Raw genomic sequence first — 14,753 nt, 5'->3', positions numbered from 1 at the left:
AACAAAACGCACGTCTAAAAAGGGAAAGATTTGCTCCAAGTACTGGCCTGTTTCCTTGTAATTGCGTCCAAACCGGGCTGCCGTTTCCACTCAAATATCTGCCGGACAACAGCGGCGGCTTCTTCATCCACCACATAGGCGGTCTTATCCTCGTTCCAGAGATAGCCATAGGGGAGGTTGCGGTTCCGAAAGATCCCCGTCTCCATCTGCGCCCGGAGTGCCGTGGAGACCTTCTTGGAGATGTCCCGTGAATACATGGCGTTCACCAGGTTTTGCAGGCTCACCGACAGGGACTCCATTGCGTTGCCGCAGGTGAAGTTGTCGAAATTCTCTTTCACGGAGATGAACCGTGTCCCCAGAGCTGGGAAAATCTTCTCCAGATAGTTGCCAGTCTCCACATAGTCGCGCCCGAACCTGCTGAGATCACGAACCACGATGCACTGTATCTTCCCCGTCCGCACATCGTCCATCAGGCGGTTCCACGCCGGACGGTCGAACACAGTCCCGGTTTTGCCGTTGTCCGAGTAGACCTCCGTGAGCCGGAGGTGCGGGCATCCGTCCAGATAGTCCTCACAGACGGCGATCTGGTTTTGCAGGGAGTTCCCGTCATCGTCCTTGCCGCTGTTCTCCACCGAGAGGCGGGCATAGATGGCGGTGGGGAGCGCCGTTATTTCCTTTTTCACTTCTGCCACAGTCTGTGCCTGTGCTTTTCTGCTCTTTCGTGCCATTTTCTCTCTCCCTCTCAGCCCACTGCCGGAAGCGGACAGTCCTTGTAGTTTTTCGCTGCCTCCATCGCCCTGGCGAACTCATCCCGATACCGAAAGACGATCTCCACCTTTTTGTCCTCATAGATGAGTATTTTATCTACCAGAGCCATTCTGTCCGGGCAAAGGAAACCAGCGCGGAGGGCAGGAGCATTTTCGCCCATGACCCAGGCGGCAAAGTAGCGGAAGGCTACGCAAATCTGACCAAGGAGGTGTTGAAACTTGAAAAGCAGCGCGAAAAAAGTAGAGCTGGCATCGGTCGATGATCTGTTTTCCACCGAGGAAAGCCGCGCCGATGCGGGGCGGGAAAAGGTGGTAGAAATCCCTTTAAGCGAGCTGCACTCGTTCAAGGGCCACCCTTTCAAGGTCAAAGATGATGATGCCATGATGGAAACAGCGGACAGCATCCGGCAGTACGGTGTTCTGGTTCCTGCTATCGCCCGTCCTGACCCGGAGGGCGGCTATGATCTGGTAGCCGGACACAGGCGGCATCGGGCCAGCGAACTGGCAGAGAAAGAAACCATGCCGGTGATTGTCCGGGATTTGGACGATGACGCCGCCACGATTATTATGGTTGACAGCAACTTGCAGCGGGAAAGCCTGCTCCCCAGCGAGAGGGCCTTTGCCTACAAGATGAAATTAGAAGCCATGAAACGGCAGGCGGGTCGGCCCTCTAAAAATTCCGCCCAACTTGGGCGGAATTTTGAAGGCAAGGAATCCAGAGAAATTTTAGCAGAACAGGTTGGGCAAAGCCGCAATCAGATTTCACGCTACATTCGCCTGACCGAGTTAATTCCTGAACTGCTGAACATGGTGGACGAAAAGAAAATTGCCCTAAACCCAGCCTATGAAACCGGGCGGGTTTATGACGCTGATTTGGAGGATATATCCCAGCGGCAGGAACAGCTTTGGGAGGGTGTGCAGAAGATACTGGCCCAGCTTTCCAAGCTCTCCTGACCGGACAGCTTGCCCCATCTGCGGAGGGAGGAACGGCGTTCTTCGCCGCGCCTTCCTCCGCTTTTTCTTTTTGACGGAATATCGGCTGATTCCAGCCACAACCCGGATTGGCCTATTACTCTTTTGCTGTAATATATTTTTGGCTCCGGCTCTTAGGCTTATCAGGAATGGTCATTTTAAGTTTCCCAGATGCCAACAGCGGTTTCAAATAAGCCTTACTAAAATGAGAACGGTTTGTAATCCCAACAAATGACTGCATCTCATCCCTGCTTCTGGCCTCGGTGCAGAAGTCCAATAAAAGAGCCTGTTTTTGCGTCAAAGCAAAGTCATGTATGGTATCATGTGTGGTTTCATGTGTGGAACTACCACTCATGATGTAGTTCACATTTTTCAAAATCACCTTGAAATCCGATGGTGTTGAGAAAAACTCCGGTTTTAGATATTCTTCATACCCTGGCAGTTTTTCTGTTTCACTTACGATCTTACGCAGACCGCTTCCCCGCCGTTCCATATATTTCATACGGTGAAACAAGTCTGCAATGACTGGATTCCGGCGTACAGAGCGAATGGTATTGATGTCACATTCCTGAACAGGCGCACCCTCGAACATTCCACCTGGCGATACAATCTCTACCCGGTCATCGTACATATCAATATGAATCTCGCTGCCCAAAACGATATAATCCCGATGGATCAGGGCATTGACCACAGCCTCGGTTACTGCCCGCTCTGCGTAATCAGGTTTATCCACACGATACTGCGCTTCTTTTGCGAAACGGACTTTGGAGTTGTTTCGGATAAATTCACAGCCGCTTTGCAGGAGATAAATCAGACTGCCCTCATACTCCTTGTCATCCAGCGCATCATCAAAGATAGAGCCTTTCTCCAAACCATTCCAGCGGGTGCAGAATATCCGGGAGTTAAAAACAGTGCGCTGATCCGTCAGCAGCCTTCCGGCATTTGTGAGCATCCCATTTTTATCCGCAAGGCCAAAAGAACAGTAGTCCGGCAGTTCCATCCGCAGTCCTGTACGCTCCAGGTAGGTTGCTTCCAACAGTGTAAAGCTATAATCTTTCCTGGGGGCATCTGTCACCAGCGCGTCAAAGGACCGGTGCGTTCCTTTCAAAATCAGTTCGTTGACGATGTAATCAGGCGCAACCACGCTTTCATTCCCAACCCGGATGTAGGCTTCCATAATACCGTCTGCCTTATAGTAATAGGGTGTAGAGGTCCCAGCTGGAATTTTTAAGGCAAGCATATCCTTTCCATCTTCCTGAAACGGGGTCAGCACAAATTGAGGGATGGGTGTAATCCGCTCCTTAATAAAGCGGCTGATGGCCTCGGCATCACCTTGAATGTCGGGCAGGCCGACCGTATTCTGATTATCATCAATGCCAAAGAACAGCGTCCCTCCAATACCGTTAGAAAAGGCACTGACGCTTTTCAGCCAGCTTTTTGGTTTTTTAATTTCAACGGCAACTTTGAAATCACATTCCGTTGCCTCTGCTATCCATTTTTCTATCATAAAAGGCACTCCTTTGAGGTGCAGAAAAATTTTTATTTTATTATACCCGCCAAAAGGATTTATTGCAATAAAAGAAACGAGTTCAGAGAGGAGGATTCCATCATGGCAACTACACGCATCATGCCGCTGCACATCGGCAAGGGCCGCACCGAAAGCCAAGCGGTCAGTGACATTATTGACTATGTATCCAACCCGCAAAAGACAGATAACGGCAGGCTCGTCACCGGCTTTGCGTGTGACAGCCGGGTAGCCGATGCCGAGTTTCTGCTGTCAAAACGGGAGTACATTTCCACCACTGGACGGGTACGCGGTGCGGACGATGTACTTGCCTACCATGTCCGGCAGTCCTTTGTCCCCGGCGAGATTACCCCGGAAGAAGCCAACCGGCTGGGCGTGGAGTTTGCAAAGCGGTTCACTAAGGGCAGTCACGCCTTTGTGGTCTGCACCCATATCGACAAATCCCATATCCATAACCACATCATCTGGAACGCGGTCAATCTGAACTGTGACCGGAAATTCCGAAACTTCTGGGGCAGCACCCGCGCGGTCCGGCGGCTGAATGATACCATCTGCGTTGAGAACGGCTATTCCATTGTAGAGGACCCAAAACCGCATGGAAAAAGCTATAACAAGTGGCTGGGGGATCAGGCGAAGCCCTCCCACCGGGAGCAGCTCCGCGTGATGATTGACCAGGCATTAGAACAGAAACCGGCAGACTTTGACGGGCTGTTAAAACTGCTTACAGAAATGGGATGTGAAGTGTCGCGCCGGGGACAGGCAATCCGGCTCAAAGCCCCCGGCTGGAAGAATGTTGCCCGCATGGATGGAAAGCTGGGAAAAGGATACAGTGAAGATGAAATACGGGCGGTACTGGCGGGGAAAAAAGAGCATACCCCAAGGAAGAAAGCGGCTGTTCAATCAGAGCCGCCCAAAGTCAATCTTCTGGTGGATATTCAGGCAAAATTGCAGGCCGGAAAAGGCGCTGGCTACGCGCGCTGGGCAAAGGTATTCAATCTGAAACAGATGGCGCAGACAATGAACTATCTCACCGAGCATGTCAAACTGGGCAAAGCCCTTGCCCCGCTGCAACAAATTTTCAAATTTCACAGCGCCCTTTGTGCGGTACTCCTGGTGCTTCAAGGCTGCAAAGATGCCCGCCAGCGCCGCGCCGCCGTGAGCCGCGCCTGCCACCAGCTTGCCGCCGCCCGCCAGCAGTTCCTCTGCCAGACGGAAAGTGTAGGTAATGCCCTTGTACGTCACCCGGAATAATTCATCTACTGCTTCTGCCGTTGTGTCCATGTGTGCCCCCTTTCCTGTGTGAGCCGCTCCCGCGCCGCCACTTTTTCCCGGCGGGTTTCCGCATCCACCACCCCGCTGTGCTTCCTGATATCCGCGCAGAGGAAGCGTTCACGGTACAGGGGCCGCACCTGTTTTTCCAATTCTTCAATTTGCTTTTTCAACGCCTGCCTTTCTTCATCTGTGATATCCTTTTTTAGCGTCCGTTTCAAATACCATTTCTTTTTATTGAGCGTATGGATTTTCTCATCCAGTAATTTTTGAAAGGACTGCAAATCTTCCTGGGTGTCGATTTTCTCCCGCGCCAGCAGCCTCGCCTGCGCCGAGTAGCGGTTCAGTTTGGCAGCCTCTTTGCGCAAATCAATACTTGGATAGCGTGGGTACGTCTGCCGCTGGACGCTCCGCAAAAGATAGCGGTAGTGGAGATAAGTAGCCCGTAGGCTCCGCATGGTGAGCCTACGGGCAAAGTACCGGGTGAACCGCACCTGATAAAAGTGAAATTCTTTTTGATTGTTCCATGCACCATAAACTTTGCTGGGTGCGTGAGCCTTGCTCTTTTCCTCTATCCTGCGCCGGATATCTTCCTCTGTGTACCCCCTCTTAAATTTGTAGAGCCGGAAAAAGCCGTGCCCCTCTGGTGCAATAGCTGGGTGGGCTGTGTCCCGCTTGACACGGTACCCCATTTCCGTTAAGATATGATAAAAACCCTCCATGTCACGGGCAGCGCCCACGGCCCGGTCGATGTCCTCATACATGGCAGAGTGGACGGTGGGGGAGGGATGCGGCTCCTGATGGTGCTGGGCCGGGTAGCTTTCATAGTGGGACGGCTCTGCCTCCTTTATAATAGAAAGGCCGTACTTCTGGCAGAGGGCATCGGACACTTTGCGGATATGGTTTTCATAGAAACTGTTAGGCTGGTGGAATTTCTTACCATCCGCAAAGGAAACAGAATTTAATAGTATGTGGTTGTGGATGTGTACTTTGTCAACGTGGGTGGCAACCACAACCTCATACCTGTCCCCAAACAATTCCCGCGCCAGCTCCACGCCGATTTTGTGCGCCAGCTCTGGCGTGACCTCCCCCTCTTTGAAACTCTGTTCTAGGTGATACGCCAGCCGCCCACCCGGTTTACCAAAACGCTCTTTAGTCTTGCGCATTTGGCTGGTGGGAGACTGCCAATCGCAGAAGGGTATAAACAGGTTCACCCCCGAAACCAGCCTGCCACCCTGGGTCTTGTCCGGGTTCATCACATAGCGGACGCAGCGGGCCAGATGGTCAGTCACCGGCCATATCTTCGTCTGCGCCATTGCCCACCACGGCTTTCTCTATGCGCTGTAGGGCATCCCGTAGCTGAATGACGTTTTCATAATAAGCAGCTTCGTCGATAAGCCCGGTAGCATTGGCAACAAAAGCAAGCTGGTTCAGATTGTTGCCGATTGCTTTTATCTCCCGCGTCATGGAATGGTAATCGGCTGGGGGTGATTCTCTGGGCTTATACCCATTGATGATTTGCCGGACATAGGCCGACATGGTAAGGCCGCAGGACTTCGCCCGCTTTTGCAGCCGCCGGTGCTCCTTTTCCGTCAAACGGAAATTAAACCACAATCTATCAACTCCTTCCTTTATGCGCGAAGCGCTTTATAACGGGGTATTAGGGCACTCCCTAACCAACTGCATTTGTGTAGACGTTTGTGTATACGAGCGTGTATACAAATGCGATGCTGGCTCGCTCGTCTTTGAACCGGGATCCCCCCGGTATCAAAGACTTGCCGGCCCTTCGGGCCTGCTTTCGCCCTCAAGGGATGCTTTCCCCGGCTCCGGCTGCTGCTTTTTCAGCGTAGCGTCAATGTATTTCCGTATGGCAGCAGGAACCGTTTTGCGGTACAACTGCTCTGCAGATTCCACCATGCAGCACTCCAAATCTTCCCTGTTTTCCTCCAAAAAGTGCGTAAGCGCATGGGATTTTTCATCTGGGAAGGGCAGGGCAAGGTTCAAGATATTTTCCCGTTTTGCTATAAAATTCACCTCCTCCCCCTCAAAATTGGCATGAAAAAAACCACCCAGGGGGTGGCCGTACAAGGGGTAGGATGTGTTCAAAGTTCAAAACCATCCCCCCTTTCCTGTGGATGCTTGGCAGGCTTTTTATGGGCTTGGGGGGCTTTACCCTTCTCCAAAACCTGTTTGCGGAAAAGGGAAATAAACCCGTCCAGTATGGCAGGGTGGGCGGTTGCCATGCAGTAGTACGGCTCCTTCCCTATGCACGACGTGTCAACCGTCCTTGCCCACTCCCGGTTAGCGCGCGAGAAACGCAAGTCCCATTCCTTTCCCTGGACGGTACGGGCCAGCACCAGCGTTACACGCTCCGCGCTGTATTTTGTAAGCACGTCCCGCACCACGCTGTCCGGTAAATGCATCCCGTCAAAGTGGCTGTTTACGCTTTCATCAATCGCATTCCCGCAAGCCTCAAACACCCTCCTGGAAGCAAAATACGCCTCCCGTTCGCCATGCTCCATAGCATGTTGGACGCTTTGACGGTAGATGGGCGGCTCCATATGAAGCTTGGCAGCATCCTCCAGGGCCGCGAGTATCGCCCCGTTGTTTACTTCCTGCTTCCTGTATTCCTTCATCACATCGGCAAGCGGCGAAGGGGGGGACAACAGTGCCTTGGCCTGCCCCTCCTCCATATCCCCATGCTCCACGGCCATAAGGATATCCTCGCGGGCGGTGTATTCCCAGGCATGGTCCAGTATTTCTTCCGGCTCCATGGACAGGAGTTCTTCCCGGAAACGTTCCTTTTCCTCTAACATTTTATCGTACAGTTCATCGTTAATTTCTACGCTCATGGCATCGCCCCTTTCTAAAAACAGGCATAGGAAAAGGCAAAGCCCCCATGTGGCCCTGCCCTCCCTGCACTTTTTTACAATACCTATTATAGCAGGAAAACCTATCCTTGTCCTATCATCTTTTGAAAAAGGGGATACGGATGCAAATGGCTCTGCAGAGCCATTTTAGGGGCAATAGGGCAATCTGGGTAAGGCAAGGGCTACCATTTTATGGGTTACAAAGCCACTTCGACTTCCTCGTTCTTCAAAGGCTCTTGGGGGCAAAGCTGCCCAGCTTCCTTCCTGCCTGCTTCCTCTAATTGCAGCACCCGGTCAAGCTCGGCCATACGGGCAATCTTGTCCTTCAGCTCCTGTTCCTGGGGGAAGGGCTTGCCGATTTCAGCCTGGGCAAGTATGATCTGTTGCTTGATATTTTCCAATTTACCCTCTGTTTTCTCCAATTCTGCGGGTAACCGCGTCAGGGCATTTTCAATTTTCATGACATTCCCCATACCGGAATCGCCCGGTTCTATGACATAGGTGAGCTTGCCTTTTAGCAGAAATTCCTTTTCGTCAGAGAAAGTACGCCTGCGGATACACAGAGAAAATCCCCGGTATTGGCCGGTTTTTTCCGCCGAACCAATCTCGAACCCGGCAGCGGCTTCCATCAATGCGGCTCCGGCGTCCTTGCGTTCCATATACATTTTGCCGCAGATTTCCATGCCCACAAAGCCCTCTGCGTGCTGTGGATGGGCCTCTGCCATGGTGATATCCTCCCGCAAACACTGGATACGCCGCTCTGTGTCCTCCTGCTCTTTTGGCAGAGAAAGCCGCACCCTGTCCTCTAAACGGTACTGCTGGCTGCGGTGGCTGGCCTGCAAAATTTTCAGCTTGGATACTTCTATATCCAGTTCCATGCGCTCCTTTATGCGGGGGTCGCCCGCGCACAAAGCCTTGACTTCGGCGAAGTCCATAGCCGTGCTGTCGATATCCTCACAGGAGCGTACAGGGGATTTTGAGGTCAAAATCTGCCCAATAAATTCCTGCTTTTTCTGTACAGTTTGCCACAAGTAGCTATCGAACGTATTTTCTGTAACATAACGGTAAATGTGTACGGTGGGGTTCTGGTTGCCCCTCCTCTTGATGCGGCCCTCCCGCTGCGTCAAATCAGTCGGTCATTTTTTGCGGACAGTTCAATATATACCTGTCTTTTTCTTTCCCTGCTCCTACGTTTTCCCTCAATCCCACGCTCCCTCTGTATCTTCTTGGCGCAAACAGGACAATACTTCGATATGCCAGAACCGGGGACATATTCAACACCGCACACCGTACAGTGTTTAACGGGTAACGCTGTCCACCGCTTTGTGGGTGTGATATGTAATTCACCGACAAAGCCGATGAATTTATAGTAAATCTTGATTTCCTGTCTAACCGTTCCGTCTGCCATCTTCTCACGCTCCGAAACAAGTATCTTGTCTATCAGTGCGTTTACCACGGTTGCGTCCAGTTCTTTCAAACCTTGGTAGTTGCGGATAAGGGAGAGGAAGTCACGGATTCCCTGCGATTTCTCATAGCTTTCATTGAGAGTTTCCGTTACCTCTTTTAATCTCGCTTCGATTTCAAGCTGTTCTTTCTGGTATTTCCCCGACATCATCTCGAAATTCCGCTCGGTGATACGCTCCATGACCTTATCTTCATAGAGAGAGGAAAACAGCCTGTCAAGCTCTGCAAGACGTTTGTTCAGCTTCTTTTGTTCTTTCTCCATTGCCTTTGCTTTGCTCTGGTCTGTTTCCGTGAGCCGCTTTTCAATCGCCCTCACCGCCCGCTCGTCATTCACCGCCATATCCGCAAAACGGTTGATGTCGGCAAGCACGGCATTGAATAAATCCCTCGCTTCTATATTGTGGGGAGTACACTCGCTTCTCCCGTATCTGGCATAATTATTGCATGAATACAGTACGCAGTCGATAACATCGGGGCGTTTCCTCCTGTTAGCGTTCATCGCCCGCAAAGCATAGCCGCAGTCCGCACACTTGATAACGCCTGCAAAGATATTCTTAAATCCCCCTGCGTTCTGTTCCCGTCTGCGGCTCGTCATAAGCTGCTGTACGGTGTCAAATTCCTCCTGCGTGACTATTCCCTCATGTGTGTCGGGTATCACTTCCCATTCTTCTGGCAGTTTAGAGGGGCGTTTCTTGCTTTTCATGTTGGCGGCAATCCGCTTATAGCCTGCAAGGTTTCCCGCATAGATAGGGCTTCTTAAAATGCCCCTCACGCTGTTCTCGCTCCAGATATAACGGTTTTCTTCATTGTCCTCAAAGTATCTCTCATAGCCTGTTACCCCCTGCTCCGCCGCATAAGCGGCAGGGCGTAAGACGTGCTGTTTATTGATGTGCTTGCGGATTTTGGCGATTCCGTTTCCCGCAAGTGCAAGGTCGAATATCTCCCTTACAACGTGCGCCACCTTATCATCTATCAGCAGATGGTTGTGGTCGGCAGGGTCTTTGACATACCCATAGGGCGCATATGTTCCCATGAATTTCCCCTGCTGAAACCTCGCCCGATATGCCGATTTTATCTTGACCGACACATCGGCTGAATACATCTCGTTTATATAGTATCTATATCCCGTGAAATCATCCACATGCTCAGGAATCAGCAAACCAATCTCATCATAGTGCCGGAGCATATGGATACTGATTTGTGACAAGACTGAAAATTCTCCTATTTTCAGCAAAGAAACCACCTCCTGACTTTAAGTGTAAACCCTCACATAATACGAGAGTCAATCCCTTTTTCTTGGTCGATGACACTATAAATCGTCTTTGTGATAAAGTCAACTGATAATACAATTTTGTTCATCTCATAAAATAGGCTCAATGAATTTCTTGATTAATTCTATTCTGTCCCCTGCTTTGGGTACAAAGAGAGCTGCAATAGAAATCACCAGCTTTTTCTTTGTGTTTACATAAATGATATTGCCGCCATCTCCCATTGCTGCATAGCCATCCTCATTTACCCACCATAGATATCCATAGGGCAGATTCTCTTTTTTCCATCGGCTGTGTTCTATTGTACTGTCCTCTACCCATTTTGAGGAAATGATCTGCTTCCCCTCCCACATACCGCCATTCAGATATAACTGCCCAATCTTTGCCATATCCATTGGTGTAAGCGTAAGTCCCCAGCCTGCCGCATGAATCCCCATAGAATCTATTACCCATCCGCTAATATCCGTAGACTGGTTAAATGCCAATTGTTCCTCTTTGGTTTCGAATAGTAAATTATTTTCCACTTTAATTCCAAGCGGCTCAAATAAATTCTCTGCCGCAAAATCTAATACGGGTTGCCCTGTTGCCCTCACTAAAATTCCCGATAAGATGTCCGGCCCGATCAACGGGGCATATCGGAATGCCCCTATCTTCCCACGACCGCCTAATAAATCAAGCGAAAATTTTACCCAGTCATTACTTGTAAAATATTTTATATAAGGTGCAAAAAATCGATATTTATAAGGTGCCGTCATTGTCAGCATATCTCTTAGTGTAATATTCTGTATTCTTCTCTCTCCCCTTTTCACTTTGTATTCTGGGAAGTAATCCAGCACTTTCTCCTCAATATTTTTAATGTATCCTTTATCCAGAGCAATCCCAATTAATATTGAAATAATGCTTTTTGTCACGGAATAGATATGAACGCGGCTATTCGCAGTGCAGCCCTTAAAGTATTTTTCATAGGATACATCACCATCTTTTATTATGATGATCCCTGTGGTATTTCCATATTTGCTACTTATAATCTGTTCCAACTCTTTCATCTTTATCTGATTCATACTTTCTTCCTCTCATGCACTTCACAGCATCTGCTTGTCATTTCAGTCTTTTGAAACTCTCTTTTTTACCGGATAATAGACCTCCGTAACAAGTTCGCTTTCCTTTAAAACCTCTGTTGGATCTGTTACATATACCTCATACAACGCATTGCTGTTTTCATAGCCTTCCCTTTCTGCCCATTCTATTTGTCTTGCATAAACAGAAGAAAGCTGTAAATAAGAACCCTGTACAACTGTTTTCAAGCATAATCCAGGGCAGAAATCTCTTGTTCCAGTTGCATACTCCTTTATAGGGATTGCAAACTCTGTATCTAATCCAAATGGGGTATACTCATCGCCATGAAACAGTACCATCGGCGGAGCAGCTGCTGTCAGCTTCTTCTCTTCCATTTTCCGAAATAGTTGCCCAAAGCATATACCATATTCCTCTGAAAACTCATGTTCTAAAACATTCTTTCGTATCGACAGAAGATACATCATTGGTATCTCGACTAGCCGTACATGGAAAACAGCGCCATGGGTGGGAAGCTCTGCACCGCGATACCGGCAGCTTGAGCACCCGCGGAATAGCCCACGGTTCCCCACACCCGCAGTACGCCGTAGCGGTGGGGCCCTGTGCTTGCCAGCTTCTCAGAGACAGGCTGGGTGGCAACCAGAAAGGACATCAGCACACCCTTAAGCAGGAACAGAGCCAGGGTCTCGCGGCTTTGTCCAAAGAGCAGGGACATGCCTGCCATGCCCACCATCAGCAGGCCGCTGATGAGCCGGGGCCGTTGGGTGCGGTCGCACAAATACCCCGCCAAAGGCCCAATGGCCAGGGAGAAAAAGCTGGAGGCGGACAGGATGAAGGACATCTCGCTGGTCTGCTTTCCGATGCCGGTCAGGTACACCGGCAGCACGGCGTTAAAGGACGCAAGGGTGAAATAGGAAAAGAAGTACAGCATGGCGTAGCTTGTGTAGCTGCCGATGAAGCCGCGCCTTTTTTCTTTGCTCATGAAACTATCCCTCCTGTAGAAAAAGTTGGGCCGCAGCGAACCGCGGCCCAGGGTAAAGAAGTGCATTACCTCGTATACGCGTTTTCGAAGCTGCTTTCAGTATACAGAAAAGAACCTCTTGACGCATACACCTTGACGGCATATACTTGTACTGCAGCGAACAAAGGAGGGGGAACCTATGATAAATTACAGGCCGCATATGCAGCTTGACGGCCAGGGGCGCGAAGTGCTCGAAAACAGCTCCCGGCATTTTGATTTGACCATGCTGGATTCCACCAGGGAAAGCGGCATGATCCGCAGCCCAGTCATTGCGCCCCACTGGCACCGGCAGCTGGAGGTGTTCTTTCTGCCGAAGGGGATCGTCCAAGTGGGGGTAGGAGATAAGACCTGGCAACTGAAGGCGGGCGAAGGGTGCCTCATCAATTCTGGCGCACTGCACTCCTTTACCTATCTGGAGGGGCCTACCCAGTACCGCTCCTTTCTTTTCGACCCAGGTATCGTGGCCGGGGCCCCCGGCAGCGTGTTCGACACGGACTATGTACGCCCCTTTGTAGAGGAAGGGCCTGCGTTCCTCCCATTTACTCCTGCTGGAGACTCTGCCTTTTTTGATGCATTCCGGGAGACTTTTCGCCTGTGCCATGAGGAATCGCCGGGCTATGAGCTGGCGGTGCGCTGGGCCTTGTCCCGGATCCTTTTCCTGGCAAAGCAAAAGGGCGGCGTGCTGCCGCCCCGTAAAGTTACCGATGAGCAGGAAGCCCGGATAAAGGCCATGCTCCGCTGGATGGAAGAACACATAAGCGAACCCATTACCGTGTACGACATAGCCCGCTATGGAAATATCTGTGCCCGTACCTGCCAGAAAGCTTTCCAGCGGTACCTGCATTGCAGCCCCACTGAATACCTCCAGCGCCGCCGTATCTCCGCCGCAGCCCAGCGGCTCAGCTTTACCGACGACCCATCACCGCCATCGCCCTGGACTGCGGGTTTTCCAGCCCCAGCTATTTTACCAAGTGTTTCAAGGCAGAGATGGGGTGCTCGCCTAGAGAGTATAGGGGTGCTGTGGGGAGTAGTATAGGGGGAGAATGAGGGCGGTTTGGGGTGTCGGATAAAAAAGCAGGAGAAAGAGCAGGGGTCACAGATCGGCCCCTGCTCGGTTCACAATGCCCGGCAACGCCGGTCGTTTCAAATGTTTACGGTTAGAGGGAAGTAATTTCAGATTAGGCGGTATAGCCCCGATTACATGGGCTGTACCGTCTTTTCGAGTTTCTATGCGCCTTGCCGTTTCGGTTGCGTGGCAGAAAGAAAATTGATTTCCCCTACAAAGTTGAAAACAATATCTACTTTCTGTACCCGCTTCCCGTCCACTTTTTCCGGCGCATGGACTATGATTTTCTTGATAAATTCATTGACGATTGCGGGGGTAAGTTCCTTTATCCCCACATATTTGCGGATAATCGCGGCGAAGCTGTCAAAATCGCTTTTATTCTGTTCGTAGGTATCGACTTCCTGCTGGTCTGCCTTGACCTTTTCTTCCAGTTCCCGCTGTTCCGCTTCATACTCTGCGGACAGCTTCAAAAACCTGTCGTGGCTGATTGCGCCGCTTATATCGTCCTCATAAATCCGCTTGAAGATACGGTCAAGTTCCGCAATCCTTTTTTGTGCCTGTCCGACTTCTCGTTTCCTGCGCTTCATTTCCTTTTCTGTTTCAGCGGAGCGTTGCTGATACATCATTTCATGGAAAGCCATGATGTCATCAAAGAAAAGGGCGGTCACGTCAAATATCCTGCTCCATACGATTTGCTTCAACACGTCCTCGCGGATAAAATGAGCCGTACAGCTTCCTGTATTGCTCTTGTACTTTGCACAGCGGTAATGGTCTTGTGAACCGTTAAAACTTTTACAAGTGGCAAAGTGTAATTTGCTCCCGCAATCCGCACAGTATACCAAGCCGGAGAACAAGCCTTGTCGGTCTGCTTTTGTGGGGCGGCGTTTGTTCGCCCTTAGTTCCTGCACTCGTTCAAAAACTGCGTCCTCCACAATCGCTTCATGGGTATTATAGAAAATTGCCTGCTGTTCCTTTGTGGTAGGAATCCGCTTTTTCAGCTTGTGGGATTTGGAATAGCTTTTGAAGTTCACCGTATGCCCGCAGTAGTCCATACGCTCCAAAATACCGACAATGGTACTATCCCTCCAGTCATAGGGATTTTCGGGAAGTGCTTTCCCCTTTTTCTTTGCGTAGTGGGCTTTGGCAGTCAGTACCTTATCTTCTTTGAGGATTTTTGCTATCTGCATGGGACCTTTCCCACCGATACATAAATCAAAAACCCGTTTCACCACAGCGGCGGCTTCCTCGTCTACAATCCATTGCTTTTTGTCCGCAGAGCTTACCATGTAGCCATAGGGCGGCTTTGTCAGATGTTCCCCCGCCTGTCCTTGCGCCCGCTTGATTGCCCGTACCTTTCTGCTTGTGTCTTTGGCGTAAAAATCATTGAACACAGGTTATTGGGGAAAGGGAAAGCAAACAGGCAAAAATCCAGTATTCATGCGGGTTTGCGGCGAGAT

The 14,753-nt window shown here is 50.5% G+C and carries 13 protein-coding genes and 5 pseudogenes; 5 read left to right on the top strand and 13 right to left on the bottom strand.

Going from position 1 to position 14,753, the window contains the following annotated elements; genetic code table 11:
* Nucleotides 1-14: 14 nt before the first annotated feature.
* Together D1841_RS14525 and D1841_RS19515 are read right to left on the bottom strand one after the other, a co-directional pair.
* Nucleotides 15-728, bottom strand: a complete 714-nt coding sequence (locus D1841_RS14525; protein ID WP_160644192.1) for a recombinase family protein — start codon at nt 726-728, stop codon at nt 15-17.
* 14 nt (nt 729-742) lie between these two features.
* Nucleotides 743-877 (bottom strand): hypothetical protein, encoded by a 135-nt coding sequence (locus D1841_RS19515; protein WP_256377093.1) that lies wholly within the window; start codon nt 875-877, stop codon nt 743-745.
* Here D1841_RS19515 and D1841_RS14520 point away from each other — a divergent pair.
* A pseudogene (locus tag D1841_RS14520) lies at nt 875-1,030 on the top strand (ParA family protein); the annotation flags it as partial. The gene D1841_RS19515 and the pseudogene D1841_RS14520 sit on opposite strands and share 3 nt — an antisense overlap.
* Nucleotides 987-1,616, top strand: a pseudogene (locus D1841_RS14515) (ParB/RepB/Spo0J family partition protein); the annotation flags it as partial. The pseudogenes D1841_RS14520 and D1841_RS14515, both read left to right, overlap by 44 nt.
* Before the next feature lie 220 nt (nt 1,617-1,836).
* Here the strand turns inward: D1841_RS14515 and D1841_RS14510 are convergent.
* A complete protein-coding gene (locus D1841_RS14510) occupies nt 1,837-3,246 on the bottom strand; it encodes an ATP-binding protein (protein WP_160644188.1) in 1,410 nt (469 codons plus the stop codon).
* A gap of 102 nt (nt 3,247-3,348) precedes the next feature.
* On the opposite strand from D1841_RS14510, the pseudogene D1841_RS14505 reads away from it, so the two are divergent.
* Nucleotides 3,349-4,302, top strand: a pseudogene (locus D1841_RS14505) (relaxase/mobilization nuclease domain-containing protein); the annotation flags it as partial.
* 218 nt (nt 4,303-4,520) lie between these two features.
* On the opposite strand, the gene D1841_RS14500 reads toward D1841_RS14505, so the two are convergent.
* The 9 genes and pseudogenes from D1841_RS14500 to D1841_RS14460 all read right to left on the bottom strand — a co-directional run bounded on the left by D1841_RS14500 (nt 4,521) and on the right by D1841_RS14460 (nt 12,191).
* A complete protein-coding gene (locus D1841_RS14500) occupies nt 4,521-5,849 on the bottom strand; it encodes a relaxase/mobilization nuclease domain-containing protein (protein ID WP_160644181.1) in 1,329 nt (442 codons plus the stop codon).
* Entirely contained in the window at nt 5,818-6,147 is a 330-nt protein-coding gene (gene mobC / locus D1841_RS14495; RefSeq protein WP_237076392.1) for a plasmid mobilization relaxosome protein MobC, read from the bottom strand. The genes D1841_RS14500 and mobC overlap by 32 nt, the downstream gene beginning before the upstream one ends.
* A 153-nt stretch (nt 6,148-6,300) precedes the next feature.
* The gene (locus D1841_RS14490) at nt 6,301-6,567 is read right to left on the bottom strand and encodes a hypothetical protein (protein ID WP_160644179.1); all 267 of its coding nucleotides are present in this window, start codon (nt 6,565-6,567) and stop codon (nt 6,301-6,303) included.
* Between the two features lie 68 nt (nt 6,568-6,635).
* Complete coding sequence (locus D1841_RS14485; protein ID WP_160644177.1) at nt 6,636-7,385, bottom strand: DUF3849 domain-containing protein; 750 nt, start codon at nt 7,383-7,385, stop codon at nt 6,636-6,638.
* Nucleotides 7,386-7,600: 215 nt separating this feature from the next.
* Nucleotides 7,601-8,530, bottom strand: a complete 930-nt coding sequence (locus D1841_RS14480) for a hypothetical protein (RefSeq protein ID WP_160644174.1) — start codon at nt 8,528-8,530, stop codon at nt 7,601-7,603.
* Nucleotide 8,531: 1 nt separating this feature from the next.
* A pseudogene (locus D1841_RS14475) lies at nt 8,532-9,981 on the bottom strand (recombinase family protein); the annotation flags it as partial.
* A gap of 246 nt (nt 9,982-10,227) precedes the next feature.
* Nucleotides 10,228-11,196: a serine hydrolase gene (locus D1841_RS14470; protein ID WP_160644170.1), complete on the bottom strand. Its 969-nt coding sequence runs from the start codon at nt 11,194-11,196 to the stop codon at nt 10,228-10,230.
* A 42-nt stretch (nt 11,197-11,238) separates the two neighbouring features.
* The gene (locus D1841_RS14465; protein WP_237076395.1) at nt 11,239-11,673 is read right to left on the bottom strand and encodes a GyrI-like domain-containing protein; all 435 of its coding nucleotides are present in this window, start codon (nt 11,671-11,673) and stop codon (nt 11,239-11,241) included.
* Nucleotides 11,674-11,687: 14 nt separating this feature from the next.
* Nucleotides 11,688-12,191: an MFS transporter gene (locus tag D1841_RS14460; protein WP_160644167.1), complete on the bottom strand. Its 504-nt coding sequence runs from the start codon at nt 12,189-12,191 to the stop codon at nt 11,688-11,690.
* A gap of 178 nt (nt 12,192-12,369) precedes the next feature.
* Between D1841_RS14460 and D1841_RS19930 the strand changes: the two are divergent.
* Together D1841_RS19930 and D1841_RS19925 are read left to right on the top strand one after the other, a co-directional pair.
* Nucleotides 12,370-12,846 (top strand): annotated as a pseudogene (locus tag D1841_RS19930) (AraC family ligand binding domain-containing protein); the annotation flags it as partial.
* A gap of 242 nt (nt 12,847-13,088) precedes the next feature.
* Nucleotides 13,089-13,277, top strand: a complete 189-nt coding sequence (locus D1841_RS19925) for a helix-turn-helix domain-containing protein (protein WP_371721991.1) — start codon at nt 13,089-13,091, stop codon at nt 13,275-13,277.
* A 180-nt stretch (nt 13,278-13,457) separates the two neighbouring features.
* On the opposite strand, the gene D1841_RS14450 is transcribed toward D1841_RS19925, so the two are convergent.
* A complete protein-coding gene (locus D1841_RS14450) occupies nt 13,458-14,687 on the bottom strand; it encodes a DUF4368 domain-containing protein (protein WP_160644163.1) in 1,230 nt (409 codons plus the stop codon).
* Between the last annotated feature and the right edge of the window lie 66 nt (nt 14,688-14,753).

Source organism: Neglectibacter sp. X4 (genome assembly GCF_009917365.1).
Taxonomy (GTDB): Bacteria; Bacillota; Clostridia; order Oscillospirales; family Acutalibacteraceae; genus Acutalibacter.
The sequence above is the reverse complement of the archived record's forward strand: the minus strand, read 5'-3'. Positions and strand labels throughout refer to the sequence as shown.

Bases quoted from the DNA above. Each gene is read 5' to 3' on its own strand.
- D1841_RS14525 (WP_160644192.1), bottom strand. From the start codon at position 728: ATGGCACGAAAGAGCAGAAAAGCACAGGCACAGACTGTGGCAGAAGTG.
- D1841_RS19515 (WP_256377093.1), bottom strand. From the start codon at position 877: ATGGCTCTGGTAGATAAAATACTCATCTATGAGGACAAAAAGGTGGAG.
- D1841_RS14510 (WP_160644188.1), bottom strand. From the start codon at position 3,246: ATGATAGAAAAATGGATAGCAGAGGCAACGGAATGTGATTTCAAAGTT.
- D1841_RS14500 (WP_160644181.1), bottom strand. From the start codon at position 5,849: ATGGCGCAGACGAAGATATGGCCGGTGACTGACCATCTGGCCCGCTGC.
- D1841_RS14485 (WP_160644177.1), bottom strand. From the start codon at position 7,385: ATGAGCGTAGAAATTAACGATGAACTGTACGATAAAATGTTAGAGGAA.
- D1841_RS14470 (WP_160644170.1), bottom strand. From the start codon at position 11,196: ATGAATCAGATAAAGATGAAAGAGTTGGAACAGATTATAAGTAGCAAA.
- D1841_RS14465 (WP_237076395.1), bottom strand. From the start codon at position 11,673: ATGTATCTTCTGTCGATACGAAAGAATGTTTTAGAACATGAGTTTTCA.
- D1841_RS14460 (WP_160644167.1), bottom strand. From the start codon at position 12,191: ATGAGCAAAGAAAAAAGGCGCGGCTTCATCGGCAGCTACACAAGCTAC.